The 19,094-nt window shown below is 38.7% G+C and carries 21 protein-coding genes; 10 read left to right on the plus strand and 11 right to left on the minus strand.

Going from position 1 to position 19,094, the window contains the following annotated elements; all coding sequences use genetic code 11:
* Positions 1-261: 261 nt before the first annotated feature.
* The 4 genes from A0F92_RS10900 to A0F92_RS10915 all read left to right on the plus strand — a co-directional run bounded on the left by A0F92_RS10900 (position 262) and on the right by A0F92_RS10915 (position 3,428).
* Positions 262-750, plus strand: coding sequence for an RNA polymerase sigma factor (locus A0F92_RS10900; protein WP_068245719.1), 489 nt, complete (start codon positions 262-264; stop codon positions 748-750).
* Position 751: 1 nt separating this feature from the next.
* Positions 752-1,831: an anti-sigma factor family protein gene (locus A0F92_RS10905; protein ID WP_068245721.1), complete on the plus strand. Its 1,080-nt coding sequence runs from the start codon at positions 752-754 to the stop codon at positions 1,829-1,831.
* Between the two features lie 19 nt (positions 1,832-1,850).
* On the plus strand, positions 1,851-2,753 hold the full coding sequence (locus tag A0F92_RS10910; RefSeq protein WP_068245725.1) for an outer membrane beta-barrel protein: 903 nt from the start codon (positions 1,851-1,853) through the stop codon (positions 2,751-2,753).
* Positions 2,754-2,894: 141 nt separating this feature from the next.
* The gene (locus tag A0F92_RS10915; protein WP_068245728.1) at positions 2,895-3,428 is read left to right on the plus strand and encodes a L,D-transpeptidase family protein; all 534 of its coding nucleotides are present in this window, start codon (positions 2,895-2,897) and stop codon (positions 3,426-3,428) included.
* On the opposite strand, the gene A0F92_RS10920 is transcribed toward A0F92_RS10915, so the two are convergent.
* A complete protein-coding gene (locus A0F92_RS10920) occupies positions 3,425-4,375 on the minus strand; it encodes an alpha/beta hydrolase (RefSeq protein ID WP_167517035.1) in 951 nt (316 codons plus the stop codon). The two genes, A0F92_RS10915 and A0F92_RS10920, sit on opposite strands and share 4 nt — an antisense overlap.
* A gap of 40 nt (positions 4,376-4,415) precedes the next feature.
* Positions 4,416-5,687, minus strand: a complete 1,272-nt coding sequence (gene serS / locus A0F92_RS10925; protein ID WP_068245734.1) for a serine--tRNA ligase — start codon at positions 5,685-5,687, stop codon at positions 4,416-4,418.
* 80 nt (positions 5,688-5,767) lie between these two features.
* On the opposite strand from serS, the gene A0F92_RS10930 reads away from it, so the two are divergent.
* From A0F92_RS10930 to A0F92_RS10955, 6 genes are all read left to right on the plus strand, one after another.
* The gene (locus tag A0F92_RS10930; protein WP_068245737.1) at positions 5,768-6,121 is read left to right on the plus strand and encodes a hypothetical protein; all 354 of its coding nucleotides are present in this window, start codon (positions 5,768-5,770) and stop codon (positions 6,119-6,121) included.
* An 18-nt stretch (positions 6,122-6,139) separates the two neighbouring features.
* Entirely contained in the window at positions 6,140-6,820 is a 681-nt protein-coding gene (locus A0F92_RS10935; RefSeq protein WP_068245741.1) for a peptidylprolyl isomerase, read from the plus strand.
* Positions 6,821-6,866: 46 nt separating this feature from the next.
* On the plus strand, positions 6,867-7,241 hold the full coding sequence (gene gcvH, locus A0F92_RS10940; protein ID WP_068245744.1) for a glycine cleavage system protein GcvH: 375 nt from the start codon (positions 6,867-6,869) through the stop codon (positions 7,239-7,241).
* 100 nt (positions 7,242-7,341) lie between these two features.
* Complete coding sequence (locus A0F92_RS10945; protein WP_068245877.1) at positions 7,342-7,848, plus strand: RNA polymerase sigma factor; 507 nt, start codon at positions 7,342-7,344, stop codon at positions 7,846-7,848.
* Positions 7,845-8,672 (plus strand): anti-sigma factor, encoded by an 828-nt coding sequence (locus A0F92_RS10950; RefSeq protein WP_068245748.1) that lies wholly within the window; start codon positions 7,845-7,847, stop codon positions 8,670-8,672. The genes A0F92_RS10945 and A0F92_RS10950 overlap by 4 nt, the downstream gene beginning before the upstream one ends.
* A gap of 171 nt (positions 8,673-8,843) precedes the next feature.
* Positions 8,844-9,218, plus strand: a complete 375-nt coding sequence (locus A0F92_RS10955) for a VanZ family protein (RefSeq protein WP_068245751.1) — start codon at positions 8,844-8,846, stop codon at positions 9,216-9,218.
* Positions 9,219-9,464: 246 nt separating this feature from the next.
* On the opposite strand, the gene A0F92_RS10960 is transcribed toward A0F92_RS10955, so the two are convergent.
* From A0F92_RS10960 to A0F92_RS11000, 9 genes are all read right to left on the minus strand, one after another.
* Positions 9,465-10,172: a sulfite exporter TauE/SafE family protein gene (locus A0F92_RS10960; RefSeq protein ID WP_068245755.1), complete on the minus strand. Its 708-nt coding sequence runs from the start codon at positions 10,170-10,172 to the stop codon at positions 9,465-9,467.
* Positions 10,172-10,606, minus strand: a complete 435-nt coding sequence (locus A0F92_RS10965; RefSeq protein WP_068245758.1) for a FixH family protein — start codon at positions 10,604-10,606, stop codon at positions 10,172-10,174. The genes A0F92_RS10960 and A0F92_RS10965 overlap by 1 nt, the downstream gene beginning before the upstream one ends.
* A gap of 11 nt (positions 10,607-10,617) precedes the next feature.
* Complete coding sequence (gene ccoG / locus A0F92_RS10970; protein ID WP_394330970.1) at positions 10,618-11,943, minus strand: cytochrome c oxidase accessory protein CcoG; 1,326 nt, start codon at positions 11,941-11,943, stop codon at positions 10,618-10,620.
* Between the two features lie 114 nt (positions 11,944-12,057).
* A complete protein-coding gene (locus tag A0F92_RS10975) occupies positions 12,058-13,236 on the minus strand; it encodes a cbb3-type cytochrome c oxidase N-terminal domain-containing protein (RefSeq protein WP_068245764.1) in 1,179 nt (392 codons plus the stop codon).
* A gap of 38 nt (positions 13,237-13,274) precedes the next feature.
* Positions 13,275-13,448: a cytochrome C oxidase Cbb3 gene (locus A0F92_RS10980; protein ID WP_068245766.1), complete on the minus strand. Its 174-nt coding sequence runs from the start codon at positions 13,446-13,448 to the stop codon at positions 13,275-13,277.
* Between the two features lie 17 nt (positions 13,449-13,465).
* The gene (ccoN, locus tag A0F92_RS10985) at positions 13,466-15,616 is read right to left on the minus strand and encodes a cytochrome-c oxidase, cbb3-type subunit I (RefSeq protein ID WP_068245770.1); all 2,151 of its coding nucleotides are present in this window, start codon (positions 15,614-15,616) and stop codon (positions 13,466-13,468) included.
* Positions 15,617-15,649: 33 nt separating this feature from the next.
* Positions 15,650-15,865: a cbb3-type cytochrome oxidase assembly protein CcoS gene (gene ccoS, locus A0F92_RS10990; RefSeq protein ID WP_068245881.1), complete on the minus strand. Its 216-nt coding sequence runs from the start codon at positions 15,863-15,865 to the stop codon at positions 15,650-15,652.
* Positions 15,866-16,071: 206 nt separating this feature from the next.
* A complete protein-coding gene (locus A0F92_RS10995) occupies positions 16,072-18,471 on the minus strand; it encodes a heavy metal translocating P-type ATPase (RefSeq protein WP_068245773.1) in 2,400 nt (799 codons plus the stop codon).
* Positions 18,464-18,994 carry a hypothetical protein gene (locus tag A0F92_RS11000; RefSeq protein WP_068245776.1) on the minus strand — a complete coding sequence of 177 codons (531 nt, stop codon included), beginning with the start codon at positions 18,992-18,994 and terminating at the stop codon, positions 18,464-18,466. The genes A0F92_RS10995 and A0F92_RS11000 overlap by 8 nt, the downstream gene beginning before the upstream one ends.
* Positions 18,995-19,094 lie beyond the last annotated feature (100 nt).

Here is a 19,094-nt window from a genome sequence, read left to right on the forward strand (position 1 = left end):
TAATGGTGATAGGCGCTGCCTGCGTATGGGCAATGAAGCAGTGGGGCAGTTCTGAACAGTGCACACAATGCAACATTCCGGTACAACATTCCGGGCAACCTGCTCCTGACCACTATTTTCGGGAGCCGGCCAATAAGTTTAATATTGCTGCCTATTTTTAGTATTGCCGGCAACAGATATATACAAAGCAAATTTTTTTGAATAACCTGTAACTTTTTTTTCACTACCACGTTTCATTTAAAAAGCAGCCTATTACTGTTTATGACTGAAAAAATGTATAACCAATGTGTAAACGAATATGCAGACAATGTATATCGGTTTATATGGAAGAATTTGCGTCATGAAGCAGACGCAAAGGACATAGTTCAGTCTGCCTTCGAGAAACTATGGGTAAACAGAGCGCAGGTGCAGGAAGGAAAAGAAAAATCGTATTTGTTTACCATTGCTTACCACCAAATGATTGACCATATACGCAAAAACAAGCGCATAGATTTGCAGGAAGATTTTAGAGAAGAAGCCATAGGCAACATAAAACAACCCAATGTCCTGGGGCATCAAAATTTAATTGCGGCATTGGAACAATTGAATGAATTGCAAAAAAGTTTGGTGATGTTGAAAGATTATGAAGGGTATAGTTACCAGGAAATAGGTGAGATAACCGGATTGAATGAAAGTCAGGTGAAAGTGTACCTGCACAGAGCCCGTATAACGCTGCGGAATTATTTGGTAAGCCCAGAAAATGTGATGTGATATGATGAAAATTAACCGCAATAATATTGAATCCTGGCTGATGCGCTATGTAGATGGCGAATTATCGGCCATAGAAAAACTGGCGGTAGAAAACTATCTGGTATTGAATCCGGATTTAGCAGCAGAGCTCAAAGCTTTACAACAGGCTAAATTACCACTGGAGGCAGTAGTATATCCTTATAAAACTGCTTTACTGAAACGCCTGAAAACCCATTTTGAGGAAGCAGAACTATTGAATTTTATAGATGGGGAATCAGACAGCTATATAGCCGCTGCTATTCAGGAAGCCATGTTGGATGAGGCAGCATTAGCTGAACAGATAGCGGTATTACAGGCAGCGAAATTACCCGATGAAAAAATAGTGTTTGCTAATAAAGCTACATTATACCGCCACGAGAAAAAACCGGTGGTGGTACTTTGGCAACGGATGATGGTTGCTGCTGTATTGTTGGGAATAGGGCTTCTACTGTGGCAAATCGTTCCGGAACATCCACAACGAATAGAGCGGAGCAATGAAACCGTGGCTTTGCAAAACAATATACCGAATGATGCGGCACGGGTTAAAACAGAAACCTTACCCTTGAAAGTTGCAAATTCAAATGCAAAAGCATTACAGCAAAATACAGCGAAATTGGCCGCTGTAAAAGAAAAAGCAGCAACTCCCAAAACAAAGGCACTGCAAACCATAACCCATAACCCTGCTACCGAAAAAGTTACCACATTAGCAGTAGAGCAGCATGCTTTGCAACCCATAAATGGCGGTACCATAACCGCACCGGCTAACACCATTGCCATATCTGCTAACACCATTGCCGATCAGGCGGTACCTGCAAATGCAATAGCTGCAAAAGCGCCTGAAAATGTGATGGAAAAAAATACAACAGTAGTGGCACAACCGGTGGTGTATAGATTATTGGAAACAGATGATAACAACAATGGTTCTGTTTATATTAATAGTATTCCCGTTAACAAAAACAAAGTAAACGGCATTTTACAAAAAGCAGGTGGTTTATTACATGTGCTACGTTCGCAGGAAACAAGTGTTCAGGAAAAATTAACCGCAACAGCTAAACTACGTTAATACTTAAAATTGAAATGATATGAAGCAATGGATAATTGTAGCAGGTATGCTTTGTGCTGCCGGCAGTATTAGTGCTCAAAACAAAGACAGTGTATTGGTACAGGCAGATAGTATTCTGATAAAATCAGATACCATTCAGGTAGGTAATTTTGTCATTATTCAAAAAAACAAAAATAACCGTACCCCGCAGGAGCAGGCTACTGCACGCCGTAACAAAGTGGTAAGCATCAATTTTGATACCGATCGGCCAATTAATAAAAAGCGTAATGATAATGTAGCAACCAATTGGGGCATATTAGATTTGGGTTTTGCTAACCTGAACGATAATACCAATTATACGACCGCCCAAAGTGCTGGTTATTTAACCACCGTAAATGGTAATCCCGTTACCAAAAACAGTTTTAACCTCAATGCCCGCAAATCATCTAATGTCAACATTTGGTTTTTTATGCAAAAACTCAATGTTACTAAGCATGTGGTTAACTTAAAATATGGATTAGGATTGGAAATGTATAACCTGCGATTCGATAATAATATCAGTTTTAGAAATACACCACAACCCATGGTATTAAATGATAGTATTCCTTTTACAAAAAATAAATTGTATGTGGGCTATTTAACCGTACCCTTTATGGTAAACTTTAATTTAACACCCTCTAAAGACAATGGATTGAGTTTTAGTGCAGGCGTTAGCGCCGGTTATTTAATCAATAGCCGTAACAAGCAAATTAGTGGCGAACGTGGCAAACAAAAATACAGAGGCGATTTTAATTTACAACCCTGGCGTGTAGCGGCCATTGGTGAATTAGGAATTGGCCCCATTCGTTTGTATGGTAGTTATAGCCTGAATAATTTGTATAAAGAAAGTACGGGGTTGGATCAGATACCTTACGCCGTAGGAATTAGGTTCAGCAGATTTTAGTTTTTTTCTCATGTTATATGTAGTTCAAGAAACACTTCTTTTCTAAGAGGTGTTTTTGTTAATAGACACTACAAACGTGAATATTTTTCTAAAATATGACAACAGCGGTGATTCGGCATATTTTTAGAAATATATTGAATAATGAAATTCTGGCAATACCTGTATCCCATTTTGTTTGTTTCGGTGCTTTCTTTTAGTAGTTGGTCTTTTATTCGTCCGGTGGCCAATAAAGATACTTATTACGTAGTGATTAAAAAATCGGATTATAGTTTAACGGTATACAACCGCAATCATGTATGGTTAGCCAAATATCCGGTGGTATTTGGCAGTAAAGATTTGGGCGATAAAATGGTAGCCGGCGACAGGAAAACACCCGAAGGTATTTTTCATATTGTCAGCAAAAAAATACACCCTAAATGGTGCCGGTTTTTGGCATTAGATTATCCGAATGCAGAAAGTTATGAGAAATTTAAAGAACGCAAAGCCAATGGCGTTATATCGCCACATGCAGCAATAGGGGGTGGTATTGGTATACATGGTACCTGGCCGCATGAAGATTTTTCGGTAGATGATTATCAGGCATGGACGGAAGGTTGTATCAGTACCAAAAATGAATACATTATTGAATTATACAATCTGTTACCGATTGGTACAAAAGTGATAATAGAACCTTAGTATTGTTTGTATAAAAAATCACTGACTGTTTTCCCCCATTTAGCCGGTTCATTTTGTAACAGGCTTTGGTGGTGGCTGAGGGCGTATACCACCATTTCTTTATGATGTGATGCAAGGTTTTTAAAAATGGTATTGGTTTCGCTTTGTGTAACTCGTTGGTCCTGCAAGCCCCATTGCAATAAAACAGGGCAATGTACAGCAGTGGCAGCATCTTGTGGTTTAAAATGGAAAGCCCAAAAACCTTGTTCTATACCGCCCCAAAAAGTAAGTGCAGCAGCTAAAGGTTCGGTAGGTAAATGCATGGTACGCAATTTACCTTCAGCAGCTTTTTGTAAATTACCAAAAGGCATTTCCAGAATAATTTTATCGGGGTTTAAGGCATATTGTTGCATGGCCTGTAAAATAGTAGCAGCACCCAATGAAATGCCATATAAAATAACCGGTTGTTGGGTATGTGCTTTTACATAATTGTATGCAGCTTTTACATCGGCTGCCTCTTTGTAACCAACAGTACAAATGGTTCCTGTGCTATTGCCATGCGCCCTGAAATCGATGGCTAAAACTTGGTAGCCCAAGGTGTGAAATGCTTTTTCTTCCGGTATTAAAGCACTTTTATTGCTGCCATGTCCGTGAAACAGAATAATGGTGCCAAGCGCACTATCTTTCGGTATCCACCAGGCTGAAAGTTCCTGACCGTCGGCAGTTGTAAGGGTTATATTTTGGTGAGGAATAGTTAAGGAATCAGCCACCTTGCTTTTGTAAAAAGGCATACCCAATAGCAATGCCTTCCATTTGGCCATACCACTCATTTGGGCAGTAGTAGCCGGTTTTTCTGTTAGCGGAAAAAAATGTGTAAAGTAGTAAGCCTGTGAGGCCATCATTACATTAAACAGAATAAAAAATGCCAGTAAAACATAGCCGGTGGTGCGCTTTAACCATTTAGGCATGGGTAGGTGTTTTAAAAATTTATTCAAGTGCGGCCTGCTGTTAAACCAAGGCTTCTGCACCAAAATAGCGATGCAATACTTTCGGCAATGCAATGCCGTTGTAGTTTTGATTATTTTCCAATAAAGCGGCAACAATTCTGGGCAACGCCAATGCGCTACCGTTTAAAGAGTGTGCCAACTGTGTTTTGCCGGTAGCATCTTTAAACCTGCATTTTAAGCGATTGGTTTGAAAGCTTTCAAAATTGCTCACACTGCTTACCTCTAACCAACGTTGTTGTGCAGCGCTAAATACTTCAAAGTCGTAAGTAAGTGCAGAGGTAAAGCCCATATCGCCACCACACAAACGTAGAATGCGATAAGGCAGTTCTAATAATTGCAATAATTGTTCAACATGGTTTACCATTGCATCGAGTGTTGCATAGCTGTTATCGGGGTGTACAATTTGAATAATTTCTACTTTTTCAAACTGGTGCAGTCGGTTTAAACCGCGCACATCTTTACCAAAACTACCGGCTTCTCTTCTAAAGCAGGGTGAATAGGCTGTCATTTTAATGGGCAGTTCTTCTTCTCTCAAAATGGTATCGCGGTAAATATTGGTTACAGGAACTTCTGCGGTAGGTATTAAGTAAAAATTATCTTCCGTAGCATAATACATCTGCCCTTCTTTATCGGGTAATTGGCCGGTACCATAGGCGCTGGCTTCGTTCACCATAAATGGCGGTATGTATTCGGTGTAGCCGGCAGCGGTGTTTTCATCTAAAAATAACTGTACCAATGCCCTTTGTAGTTTGGCGCCTTTGCCTTTGTATAGTGGAAAGCCACTACCGGTAATTTTGGCGCCGGTTTCAAAATCAATTAAATCGTATTGTTTAATCAGTTCCCAATGGGGTTGGGCATTTTCAGGCAGTTGAGGCATGTGGCCTCCGGTCTTAACAATTTCATTGTCATCGGCAGAGCGGCCGGGTGGTACGATGGCTGCAGGCAGGTTGGGTAGCTGAATAATTTTTTCCTGTAATTTTTTTTCGGTTTCGGTTAAAGCATTGCTAAGTGCGCCCGCTTCTTGTTTCAGGTTGCTAACATTGGCTTTCATGGTCTCAGCGGCTTCTTTTTGCCCCTGTGCCATCAGTTTGCCAATTTCTTTTGCGGCAGCATTAGCTTGTGCCTGTACCGCATCAAACTGAGCTTGTGTTTTACGGCGCAGATCATCTAAAGCAATGATTTCATCTACTAATTCCGGTTGTTTAAACTGTTTCAGCGCTAATCTTTCTTTTACCCATTCCGGATTGTTGCGCAGTACCTGTACCTGTAACATAAATAGCAATTTGCAGCAAATATAGGCGTAGATAAAGAGATAATTTATATGGAAAGAGAAACAGTATTTACCTTTGCCGCATGTTTGTACAAGATGATTTACAACAACGCTGGTGGGCTTTAGAGGCCCGGTTAATGGAGCAGTTTGGAAAAAAACCTGATTTGGAAGCAGTTTTGTTTTTAATTGGTATGCAGGAAACGGGGTTTATTCGCGATAAAATATCGAAAGAACAAAAGCAGGATTTGATGCATGTGGCGGTTTGCACGGTATTGGCACCCGGTGGATATTTTATATTAGAAGGAAAAGATGAAGATGGATGGCCGCATTTTAAACAGTTGAAAGAAATACCGGTGATGGCTTTGCCCGAACAGGAAAATTTTTTAAAAGATTATGTCCTCTTGTATTTTGAACAACCATACTGGGATAAGGAATAGCTTCAAAAAACAAATTACATGAAGCATGTATTGATGATGATAGTTTTGATGCGTTTTGTATCCATGACCTATGCTCAAAAACCGGTAAAAGCAAAAGAACAATATGTATTGTTTACCACACCATACGGCAATATGGTGGCTAAATTGTACAACAATACACCCAATCATCGCGATAATTTTATTAAAAATGTAGCAGCAGGGGCATACGATAGTACCATTTTTCACAGGGTAATTCCCGGATTTATGATACAGGGAGGCGACCCGGCTACCAAAAAATTGGCCGACACATCGGCCATGCAATACACACCTACGCCACCTGATCAGCAAATATTACCGGAGTTTCGGGATGATATCATACATGAACGTGGAGCTTTGGCTGCTGCAAGGGATGGAAACCCCCGAAAAGCCAGTCACGCTTACCAGTTTTATATTGTTCAGGGTAAAACTTTTGATAGTACAGCTTTGGAAACGCATTACCTGCAACGGGTGAAGCCTGCTAATCCTAATTTTCATTATACAAAAGAACAGGCCGAACGCTATGCACGAATAGGCGGCACACCTTACTTAGACCAGCAATACACGATTTTTGGTCAGGTAATCAGTGGCCTGGAAGTAATTGATAAAATTGCTGCGCAGTCAACCGATAAGGCAAACAGACCATTAAAGAACATCAGAATAACCATTACTTTGTTGAATTAATGCAATAAAACCAATTTTTCTAACAATATTTGTAAAAAAATACACTATGAATTTTCCTGCTAATCTTCGTTACACAAAAGACCATGAATGGATACAATTAGAAGGTGATGTGGCCACCGTAGGTATTACCGATTTTGCACAAAGTGAATTAGGTGATATTGTTTATGTGGATATAGCCAATAACCAAACTTTGGATGCTGAGGCAGTTTTTGGTACTGTTGAAGCGGTTAAAACAGTGAGCGATTTGTTTTTACCCGTTGCAGGAACCATTATAGAAGTGAATGCTGCTTTGGAAAAACAACCTGAATTAGTGAATACTGACCCTTATGGAGCGGGGTGGATGATTAAAATGAAAGTAAACAATCCTGCAGATGTGGCCGATTTATTAGAAGCTGCTGCCTACCAACAATTGGTACACTAAAACCAAACCGGTTATTTTGCCGTATATCAGTTACCATCTGCATTAAACACCCAAAATAGCATTGCAAGAAGAAAAAAAATACAGTGAACCTGAACTGGTTATGTTGTTGAAACAACGACAAGAAGCTGCTTTTAGTTATTTGTATGATAACTATTCAGGTGCATTGTATAGCATTATTCAAAATATTGTTACCGACAGTGAGCTGGCAAACGATGTGTTACAGGAAGTGTTTGTAAAAATTTGGAAACAAATAGCACTGTATGATGCGGTGAAAGGGCGCCTGTTTACCTGGATGCTGAATATAGCCCGGAATGCTTCTATTGATATGATTAGAAGCAAAGGGTTTCAAAACAGTCAGCAAAACCGGGAACTGCAGGAAAGCGTATATGAACAAGCGGGTACCACCAGTATTGCAGTAGAGCAAATTGGTTTACGAAAAGTGGTACATCAGCTTAAACCCGAACAAAAGCAGTTGGTAGAACTGGCTTATTTTGAAGGCTATACACAGGATGAAATATCGAAAATGCTGGATATACCTTTGGGTACTGTTAAAACCAGATTGAGAACTGCATTAATACAGTTAAGGCAAATGTTAAAACACCATTGAAATTGGATATACAGGCTTACATAGAAAGTGGGGTAATTGAAAGTTACATATTAGGTTTGGCCACCGAACAGGAAGTTGCCGAACTGGAGCAGTTGCGTAAACAATATCCCGAAATTAATCAGGCACTGGCTGCATTTGAGGCTTCGCTGGAAGCCCAGGCAATGGCCAATGCCAAGCAGCCTCCTGCACATATTAAACAACGGTTGTTTAAAACATTGCATGAGGAATTTGATGATGTGGCTATTACTGCCACCCAACCGCAGGCAGCAACAACATCAGGTAAAGTTGTTTCATTGTTTTGGAATAAATACGCAGCGGCTGCAGCGGTACTATTGATAGTGGCCAGTGCCGGATTAAATATTTATTTCTTTAACAAGGTAGAAAAGTTACAAAGTCAATACCTGGCTTTGGTGAATGAAAGAAATTCATTGGAAGCCGGATTGAATATTTATAAAACAAAGGCTTTAGATATATACAACAGCATGCAGTTAATGAGCGATCCGAATATGTTGAAAGTATCTATGCCCGGTATTAAAGGAAAAGAAAACAATTTGGCCACAGTATTCTGGGATAAACAATCTAAAGAAGTATATCTGTTACCCAATCGTTTGCCACAGGCACCGGAAAATAAACAATATCAATTGTGGGCATTGGTAAATGGTAAACCGGTTGATGCCGGATTACTCAGTGCCGATTGCAATGGATTGTGTAAATTAAAAAATGTTCCCGATGCCCAGGCATTTGCCATTACCCTTGAAAATAAAGGAGGCAGCCCTGCTCCGCATTTAGACCAACTCTATGTTTTTGGAAAAATTTCAGGTTAAATAAATTGCTGGTTTTTATTTACAACTTTCAAGTATAAAAGCGCATCCGTTGGTGCGCTTTTTTCGTATGTAAAGGCATGAGGATAATGATTCCTGCTGATTGCATAGCAGGGGTTTTTCAGATGGAAGGGGAGCTATTTTTATGGCTCCCTTATTTTTGTAAAAAAAATTTTGAAATTAACAAGTTGCTTTACTGTTGCTGCTATTGGCTGGTTTGCCATAACCACCCTTCTTTTATGTTTACCCGGCAATGATTTGCCGAATATTGGCTGGATAGAAAAATGGCATGTGGATAAGCTGATCCACATTACTTTATTTTTTGGAATGGTATTTTTATTTGCAAATACAATTGCTGATTACAGGAAAAGGCGTGTATGGATTGTGTGGATTGTTATTGCGGGTGTGGTGTATGGAATTGCCATGGAGTTTGTACAGAAATATTTTATACCGCATCGTTCATTTGATGTGGATGATATGATAGCAGATGCAGCAGGTTGTTTGCTGGCATGGTTGTGGCAAAGAAAAAAATGGTATGGGGTGATATAAAAAGATTGGCCCCGATGGAAATCGGGGCCGCAACCAAAACTAACTGCTTATGAGAAAATTGACTACTTGCCTAGTTAATATCTTAATTACGAATAACGGTTTAAAAAAGTTTTCAATGAATCGTTAAAATCGTATTTTAATCTTTTGTACTAAATTAATATTCATTCATCACACATTCACAACACAAATGTCAGTAATAAAGACTGAAAGAAATGTCAATGGTTTAACAATAAAATGTTAATGATTTTAGTGACACGATATCGCATTACCTGAAGTGCTGCTAAAATAAGGGCTTAGGTATGGAATTCCCAGATTCATTCCTCTGATAATCAATAAGATAGCCATTACCCCCAATGCATACGGGATGATTTTTTTGAGATAATTACGCGTATGAATATTGATAATAAACCCAAAAAAAGAAAGTAAAGCCATGAAAGGAAGGGTGCCCAAGCCAAAAGCAATCATAAAGCCCCAACCGTTTATTACAGATCCCGCTGCCAATGAACCCGCAATGGCAAAATACACCATACCACAAGGTAACAGGCCATTTAAAATGCCTATGAATAATAAATTTTTTAGTTTTCTTTTTTGTAACAATTTGCCCAAATATTGTTGTATCCAATAGGTAAAACCATCCATCCAGGCAACACGAAAAATATGTTTGCTGAAATAGGGGATACTTACATATAATAGTATCATCAATCCCATACTGATGGAGAAATATTGCTGAAAACCTGCAATGGAAATTATCCTGCCTATAAAACCAAAAACAATACCCATACTGCTATAGGTAATAATGCGGCCAGTATTGTACAGCAAAATACCGGCTATTTTTTTATACAGGTTTTTCTGCGGAAGTGGTAAGGCAAAAGCAATGGGACCACACATGCCTACACAATGAAAGCTACTGAGTAAACCTAAAGTTAATCCGGATATGATAAACGCCCATTGCATTATTGAATATTTACCGGCTGTTCAGAATAATAATCTTTGTTATTTGAAATCCATTTTAATTTCAAAGCATAATTTGTTTTCAATAATGGTTTTTTGGAAAGTATCATTATGCCATTTTCATCTATCTTAATTGGGAACTTTTTATCAAAATCTGCATTGGTTTTACAATAAAACCAGGCTTCTCCATCAGTGGCTGCACCTTTTAATTCTGCCGGAAAAACAATCACAATGGTACTGTCTGTTTGTATCACTTTTACTGCTGAAAGTAAATTGGCATTGTGGGTTCCATCAATTTGTTGTTGAAAGCGCAATTCTTCTTTGTAATAATCGGTGCTTACCAAATCAATTTTGGTGTGCACTGATTTGTACACCAAAAAACCAATTAAAAGCGTAAAGCTTACAAATACTGCGGTAATTTTAAATCCCCAATTCATAAATAATTATTTTAATCGTTTACGGGCCCTAAAAAATTTGTTTTCAATGTTGCAATTTTTTTATGATCAGCCATTAAATCAATTGTGATATGTGATGATCTTTCTTTGATGGCATTTTTAGGTAATGTAATAAAAAATTCACCGGAGCCCTGACCTTCTTTGGGTACCATTACATAGGGTTTCCCAATGATGTCAATTTTGCCATTACCCTGATGCAGTTGTAATTGTAATTGTACGTTTTTGGTTGTTTTATTCACTACTTTTATGTTGTATAAATTAGAGATACTATCCGTTCCTCTTTCCTGGTATAAAATGCCGGGTGTGCGAATGATGGTGGCATCTACATCCTTTCTGGTTGCCAAAATACTACCTAATATGAGTAATACAATAGCGCAAAGTGCAGTATAAAACTTCATTCTCGAGGTATATGTTAAGGGTATACCGTTAGCAATAGAGTTTTCTGAAGCATATCTTATCAATCCTTTTGGTTTGCCAATTTTATCCATTACATTGTCGCAGGCATCTATACAAGCGGTGCAACCTACACATTCCATTTGAACGCCGTTGCGGATATCAATACCTGTAGGACAAACTTTTACACATTGAAAGCAATCGATACAATCGCCTAACTGATCAGTATGTAATTTTTTAGCATTACCCCTGGGTTCACCTCTTTTATAATCGTATGCCACAATCATAGAATTTTTATCGAGCAATACGCTTTGCAGGCGGCCATAAGGACAAACCACTGTGCAGGCCTGTTCTCTGAAAAACGCATATACGCCATAAAATACAGCACTAAAAACCAGAATGGAGGCAAAGCCTACCAGATGTTCAGATACTGGTTCTGTAATAATTTTAATGAGTGCCGGCATACCAATAATATAAGCCAGAAAAAAATTGGCAATGATAAATGAAAGCAAATAAAATACAACATGCTTTAAACCAACTTTAAATATTTTTTTACCGGTCCAGGGTGCATTACTGAGTTGCCTTTGTGCAGGCGCATCACCCAGTATCAGGAATTCAATTTTACGGAACATCATTTCCATAAAATTGGTTTGTGGGCAAGCCCAACCGCAGAAAAGGCGGCCGAATGCAGCCGTAAATAATACCACAAAAAATACGAAAGTAATCATGGTTAATCCGAAGATGAAAAAATCCTGAGGCCAGAAAATTTTGGTAAACAGAATAAATTTTCCTTCGGGTATATTGAACATGAATAGCGGCCTGCTATCTATCTGAATAAAAGGCGTACCAAAGAATACAATAAAATAAAAAACACTTAACCAGGTTCTGATGGAATAAAATTTTCCTTTGGGTTTATAAGCATACACCCATTTGCGTTTCCCTTCCTCATCTACTGTTGCAATTCTGTCGCGAAAACTTTCTGAAAGGGGTTCATTGATATGTTCTACATCTTTACTCATACAAATGGGTATTTTGAATGCTTATTGAATGGCTGCTGCCGATTTTTGGGTTGAATCGGTACCTGATGCAGGCGCAGCACCCTGGTCGGTGCAAAGGGTACCTTGTGGTTCTTTCGGTGTTTTTGGTTTAGTGCCGTGTAAACTTTTTACATAACTGGCAATTTGTTCAATTTGTAAGGGTGAGTAATCATCTTTCCAACTCTTCATACCTTTTTCGGGCCAACCATAGGTAATGCTTTTAAAAATATCTTTAATACTGCATCCGTGTAACCAATAATCATCTGTAAGATTAGGGCCTACTAAGCCGCCGCCATCGGCTAAATGGCAAGCTGCACAGGTGGTGGTAAAAATTTGTTTACCTGCTTCTAAATCGCTGGCATCGGTTAAATATTTTACCGTATTTTCATCTACATTTGCTTTTGATTCTTTTAAATAAGCTTGTTTCTCAGCTTCGGCTTTTGCCAACGAAATTTGTAATTCTTCTTTACTTAACGGAGCACTGTGTAACACATGGTACCGAACTAAATAAATACCGGCAAAAATGATACTGGCATAAAATCCATACAACCACCAGGGTGGAAGTCTGTTATCTAATTCCCGAATTCCATCGTAATCGTGTCCTAAATCAATTTCTGCTTCTTCTTTTATGGGTTTAAACCGGTTAATATTAGCCCACCAGGTTTTAAAGGCATTGGGTTTATAAACCAACTGTGTGGCAACTTCACCTTCAGCAATGGCTGTGCGTTGTTTGCGTAACAGAAATTTTATATTGTAAATCAGCAATAATAAAATCAGCAATTCTAATAATACCACACCCACCAGGGTAAAATATCCAATCGGTGTTAGTCCGCCGTAATTAGCGGGTGCAACGGTTGTTGTTGGGTTATCAGCTCCAAAAGCATGCAGACTTAGCAGGCTCATTACCCCAATCATCATTAAAACGGAGGTATTATTATTTTTCTTTTTTTCTATGGCTTCTTTTTCTTCCTGTAATTTTATTTTAGCAGCTCCTACCAGTACATTGGCCAATAGTACAATTGCAATTAAAAGAAAGATAATAATCACTACCATCAGTTGTGTAACAGGGAATGAAAGTGAAGAAGGCTGTGGGGGGCCGGCTGCAAATGCACCAACCGGCAATAAAGCCAATATGCTTAACAGCCATTTATTGCTTCTGATTTTGTTGAAATATGCGTTCATTGTTGTTTGTTTTGTTGTTATGAACAATTTTGGCGTTATTAATAGTTGTGATCTTCCTCCAGCGGAATATTGCTAATTTGCTGCATGTTTTTTTTGTCTGCTTTCCATACCCACAATGCCACTCCAATAAAAAACAGGAAGAAGATGATAAACGAGGATAATGCGTAAACATCTACGCCGATAATTTTTTCCAGATAATTGATAAATTTCATCTTAAAGTTTTTTAAGGTTATTGCGCATTCATACTGGTGGATTCACTGTTATTGGTAGCAGATTGTGCTTTAATATCAGTACCCATTCTTTGCAAATAAGCAATCAGCGCTATAATTTCAGCATTGCTGCTGATGTCAATTTTATCTTTCTTCAAAGTTTCTTTGATACTTTTTGCCTGTGCTTCCAAATCTTTATTGGCAATTTTATCATAGCCGGCCGGATAGGGAACACCTAATGTTTGCATGGCTCTTATTTTAGCAGGTGTAATAGCTGTATCAATTTTATTATCGAACAACCATCCATAAGAAGGCATAATAGAACCAGGGCTCATAGAACGGGGATCTAACATGTGATTGAAATGCCAGCTATCGGGGTATTTGCCACCAATACGTGCTAAATCCGGACCAGTACGTTTACTGCCCCACTGAAAGGGATGATCATACACAAATTCTCCTGCCTTACTGTATTCGCCATAGCGGGCTACCTCATCTCTGAAAGGGCGAATCATTTGTGAGTGGCAGAGATAACATCCTTCCCGAACATAAATATCTCTTCCCTGCAATTCAAGCGGGGTATAAGGTTTTACTGAAGCAATGGTTGGAATATTGCTTTTGATTAAAAAAGTTGGAACCATTTCAATAATACCACCAATAGCAACTGCTATTAAACTGAAAATCAACATTTGAATGGGACGGGCTTCAATCCATCTGTGCCAGTATTGTTTGCCATGTGGTTCAATTATTTTTGGTAAAGCAGGTGCTTCAGCCGCTTCATTGGCTACTAATTTGCCGGCCGCAATGGTTTTCCATAAATTATATACCATTAAAAATGCGCCTGCTAAATAAAGTGTTCCGCCAATACTGCGTGTAATGTACATGGGCAGTATATGGGATACTGTTTCTAAAAACTGGTATTTTAAATGTCCATCCGGTGTAAATTGTTTCCACATTAAGGCTTGCGTAAAACCGGCCCAATACAACGGTACCGCATATAACACTATGCCAATGGTGCCAATCCAAAAATGTGTAGTGGCTAATTTTTTAGAATACAATGGTGTATTGAAAATGCGGGGAATTAACCAATACAGTACACCAAAAGTTAAAAATCCGTTCCAACCTAATGCACCAATATGCACGTGTGCAATGGTCCAGTCGGTAAAATGTGAAATTGCATTTACACTTTTTAAACTCAGCATCGGGCCTTCAAAAGTTGCCATACCATAGCAGGTAACAGCCACCACCATGAATTTTAAAACAGGATCTTCCCGTACTTTATCCCAGGCGCCACGCAGGGTGAACAAACCATTCAGCATACCACCCCAACTGGGTAATAGCAGCATGATACTAAATACAGTGCCAAGACTTTGTGCCCAATCAGGAAGTGCGGTGTACAATAAATGGTGCGGGCCAGCCCAGATATACAAAAATATTAAAGCCCAAAAGTGAATGATAGAAAGGCGGTAGCTATAAATTGGCCGGTTGGCTGCTTTGGGCAGAAAATAATACATTATACCCAAGTAAGGGGTGGTTAAAAAAAAGGCAACCGCATTGTGCCCATACCACCATTGTACCAAAGCATCTTGCACACCGGCATACCAACTGTAACTTTTCATGAATGAAAATGGTAATTCAAATGAATTTACAATATGCAGCATGGCAACGGTAACCCAGGTAGCAATAAAAAACCAGATGGCTACGTACAAATGGCTTTCGCGGCGTTTAATAATGGTGCCGAACATGTTGATGCCAAAAATTACCCACACTATGGTTATGGCAATATCTAATGGCCACTCTAATTCGGCATACTCTTTACCGGAAGTATAACCCATTAACAATGTTAAAGCGCCAAATGCAATAATAAGTTGCCATCCCCAGAAGTGAAATTTACTGAGTGCATCACTAAACATTCTGGCTTTACATAAACGCTGCAATGAATAATATACCCCCATAAAAATTCCGTTGCCCACAAATGCAAATATTACTGCATTGGTGTGTACGGGGCGCATTCTTCCGAATGTGGTGTAAGGTAAGCCTAAGTTGGCGGCAGGATAATACAGGTCGATGGCGGCCCATAATCCTGCAAGCATGCCAATAATGCCCCAGAATATGGTGGCATAGGCAAACATTTTTACAATTTTGTTATCGTAGTAAAACTTCTCTAATTGCATAAATGGCTGGTGTTTGTGTTTGAGTAAATGGTTTTATGGGATGGTTTCAATTTTTTGTTCGGTGGTATGATTGTGTTCGTCTACACTTTTGGTTGCTGTTTCGGTAATTGTGGCATCATTAAAAAGGATGCGAATGGGCGGACTGGCCTCATCGTTATACTGCCCACTTTTTACGCTCCATAAGAAGGCTGCCAAAAAAAGGGCTGCAACAGAAATACTGGCGACTAATAACACAACTATTACACTCACAAGGCTTATTTTAATTTGTTTCAAAAGTATTTTGTGCCGGTTCAAGAGAATATGACTTTCATCAAGTGGCCAGATGATTTTTGTCATATTTTAGTTGGAATGTTCATTTTTACGGTTTTTGCTGCCTTATGCATTACAGATGAAGTGATTGCGACGCAACAGGTGATGCCATAAAATACAGAAGCCGGTATCATTGATTCCTCTCCTCATTTTAATCTTAATTTTTTTGCATACAGGTTACTTAAACCATAGGTAATGAATACAATGCTGATGGTACTGGCAGGCATTAATATGGCTGCTATCATGGGTGATAGTATGCCTTGCACTGCAAAATATATTCCGATGATATTGTATAGAATTGAAACGATGAAAGCAGTAATAATAATCCATCGGTTTGCTTTGGCCAACTGAATGAAGGCGGGTAACCGGTGTAATTGAGCTGCATCCAAAATTACATCGCTGGCAGGTGTAAAATTGTTGCTGTTTTCAGAAACGGCAATACCAACGTTGGCTTGTTGTAAAGCACCGGCATCGTTTAGTCCATCACCCACCATCATAACGGTATAGCCTTTACTTTGTAGTTGTTCAATAAACAACAATTTATCATTCGGTTTTTGGTGAAACAGCGTAATGGCATTAAAGCCGAGTAATGATTGCAGATAATTTTTTTCGCCGGCATTATCGCCACTTAATATGGCAAGTGCATATTTATTTTGCAATTGTCTCCTTAAAGTATGTAGTCCGGGCCGGTAGCTGTTTTTAAAAATAAATTTTCCAATCATTGTACCTTCAAGTGAGAAGTATACCGATGATGTATCATCAGCATTTGCTTCCTGTTCAGTGATAAATGTTTTTGCACCAATGGCTATCCATTCATCTTCAACAATGCCTTCAATTCCTTTGCCGGGTATTTCGCGGTAGCCGGTTATTTTAGCACCACTGCTTACTTTTAACCATTGTACAATTGCCTTGCTTAACGGGTGGGTTGATTGTGCCGCTAATGTGGCAATTTTTCTTTTTAAGGATTCCGCAAGTGGCATACCGTTGTATGTAATATTTTCATAACGGCCGGTAGTAAGGGTTCCTGTTTTGTCAAATACAATATAATCTACTTTTGCAATGGTTTCAATAGTAGCTGCATTACGTAGGTAAAAATTATTGCGTCCTAAGCGGCGTAAGATGGTACCATTGGTAAATGTATTGCTTAGCAACAAAGCACAGGGGCAGGCCACAATTAAAACGGCTGTTACTGCCTGCCATAGTTTTGAAACATCGTGCATGTACCAATACAAACCGGCAATGGCTGCAATGGTAAATACAATCCAGGTGAAATAACGACTGAGTGCATCAACAAAAGAATGTTTTGATTTTTGTTCAGCTTCTTTAAAAGTGCTACGGTTCCATAGTTTGGTTAAATAGCTTTGCGCTACTTCTTTTATAACCAGCAACTCTATATTACTGCCTAATTGTTTACCGCCGGCATATATCATTTCGCCCATTTGTTTTTCAACCGGTATGCTTTCACCGGTAACAAAACTGTAATCAATCAACGCTTTACCCTTGGTTAAAATGCCATCTGCCGGTATTAGTTCCTGGTGATGAATGAGTAATGTATCATCTAACTGAATATTGGGCAGGGTAACAATTTCTTCGTTGTTGTTTTTGATGCGTGATACTGCAATGGGGAAATACGCCGTATAATCCCGATCAAAATTGAGCTGTTCGTAGGTTTTATCCTGTAAAATACGGCCTACCAGCATAAAAAAAACAATGCCACTCATGCTGTCTAAATACCCACTGCCTGTATGTGTAAAAATTTCTATCATGCTTCGTATAAAAGTTACCCAAATAGCCAGCACAATAGGCGTATCAATATTCAGGTATTTGTGGCGCAAACTTTTAAAAGCGCTGTTGTAAAATTCTGTTGCTGCATACAATATTACCGGCAAACTGAGTAAAACACTCATGTAACGAAACAGGCCTGCTAAATTTTTTTCTTTATCATCAATTCCCAAATATTCGGGAAAGCTTAATAGCATAATGTTGGCAAAGCAGAAACCGGCCACCCCTAATTTGTAAATTTTTGATTGATTGATGCGTGGTTTTTGTTGCTGTAAATTTTGTAGGCTTATATAAGGCTCATAACCAATGGAAGTGAGTAGTTCAGCTACTTTACGCATGCTTATTTTGGCATGATTAAATACAATATCAGCTTCTTTTCGGGTAAAATTTACTTTGCTGCTAATAATATTTTCATTGAGCCGGTGCAGGTTTTCAATTAACCAAAGGCAACTACTGCAATGCATGTGTGGCAAATAAAATGTAACATGTGTTTGGGTATCATCTTTAAATACGGTAAGGGCTTTCTGTACGGAATCATCGTCTAAAAAAGCAAACTGATTGTGTCGAACTTTAATTTTTTGACTGCTGCCCGGATTGTTGCTAATGGCATAATAATCGCACATGCCGGTTTTGTTCAATATTTCATAAACCGATTTACAACCTTCGCAACAAAAGTTTTTATCGTAAGCCTGAATGGGTTCACTGCCACAATCTTCTCCACAATGATAGCAGGCTGTAGCAACGCCGGTAAATGATTTACTCATGCTTTCTGGTAGTTTTAATGAGATAGGGATATAATTTCTTTCGCTCTAATTCCATCCATGATTGAATTTTTTTCTCTAACAGAAACAGATGATTGATGTAGTTTTTTAAATCGGTATCCCAATCTTTTTTTATCATGTAGTTGTTCACTATTTTACGTTGCTGATGTAATGCTTTGGTGAACAAATCATGCTTTTCCTGCATGGTTTCTAATAAATGTGTATTTAAAATATACTCATCGCATGCAGATTCCTGATTGGATTGTTTTTTTAAATATGGAAAAAAATGTTCCTGTTCGGCCCTGATGTATTGGCCAATTTCTTTGTTAATTTGAAACAGCCTTCGGCTTAGTTGCGGTAAAAGGGTAGAATGGTATTTCCCGGAATGGAGTAATATTTCCAATTGATGTTTTGATTGTTCCAGCATTTCCAATATAATCGGATGATGTTCTACCATAATTAAATTGCACGAACTTTCCAGCGTAAGTGGCCCATCTAACCATTTATTTAAAAAATTCAATCTCATCTTCTTCCCCTTTTAATTGCAAATTATTGTGCAATGCTGAGCGGGAATATGACGTTCCTCAACCGGAAATATGATAGTTATCAGTTTTTATTTCCATTGC

Source organism: Hydrotalea flava (assembly GCF_001623405.1).
GTDB classification, from domain to species: Bacteria; Bacteroidota; Bacteroidia; order Chitinophagales; family Chitinophagaceae; genus Hydrotalea; species Hydrotalea flava.